Source organism: Streptomyces graminilatus, from assembly GCF_001418565.1.
Lineage (GTDB): Bacteria > Actinomycetota > Actinomycetes > Streptomycetales > Streptomycetaceae > Streptomyces > Streptomyces graminilatus.
In genome coordinates this window covers 873-1760 of record NZ_LIQQ01000838.1, presented here as the reverse complement: position 1 = coordinate 1760, position 888 = coordinate 873, and the positions used below count along the sequence as shown (strand labels likewise).

Sequence of the window (888 nt, the reverse complement as noted above, 5' to 3'; positions counted from 1 at the left end):
CCGCGTACGCGGCTGCGTCCGCTCCGTGCTCGGCGTCCACCAGGGAGGTGATGATCTTGCCGGCGTATCCACCCTGTTCGGGTTCGGCGAGGAAGCGTGCCAGGCCGGCCCGTTCCGGTCCGCGCAGGTCACGCAGGAGGTCGGGACCGCCAGGGGTGAGGGCCCACCTGAAGAGCGCGACAGGGTCGATGCGGTCTCCGTCGTCATGTGCGGCCGGTCCGCCCAGCGCGTCGGTGTCGTGGCGGCCGAGCCTGAGCCGGCGCCTTGCCAGCCGAGTGAGGGCCTCGTCGCGGGAGAGCACTCCTTTGCCCAGCGAAGGCCAGCCGCGGGTGGCCGCCGCATCGAGGAGCGCTTCGGCCGCCCAGGCCTCGCCGCGCAGCCGCCCGTCGAGGCCGCCAGCGTCGAACGCCTCCTGCACGACCTCCCAGTTGTCGACGGACCGGATCCTTCCGCCGTAGACGCGGGCGAGCAACCCGGGGTCGAGATCGGTGTCCTCGCGGTCGGTGAGGACGACCAGGACCTTGGGGTCGGGGGGAGTCGCCGCGTCGAGGTGGCCCAGGATCTGCTCATGCACGGCGAGCACCGAGGGCGCGACGGCCACCCGCGCCCGCAGCCCGCCCGCCGTCTGCTGCACGGCAGGTCCGTCCCAGACGGGATCAGCCCGCAGCAGCAGGACTCGGACCGTGCCGTCGCCAAGCCGGCTGCGGGCAGCAAGGTACTGGCGGACAGTCCCCGTGGGCAGCCGGGCGGGACCGGCGGGCGCGGGCGCTGTCGTGACGGTGTCGGACATCAGTCGACGACCTTCCAGACGACCTCGACGGTGGCGTTGGGGTTCTCGGCCGCGAGCGCCGCGATCTCCGCCTGCAGCTCGGCGGCGGCCCGTGCGGC

At 73.9% G+C, this 888-nt stretch carries 1 pseudogene; it reads right to left on the bottom strand.

Annotated elements, in window-relative coordinates:
• Positions 1-790: pseudogene (locus AOK08_RS42080) on the bottom strand (BREX-2 system phosphatase PglZ); the annotation flags it as partial.
• Positions 791-888: the final 98 nt, after the last annotated feature.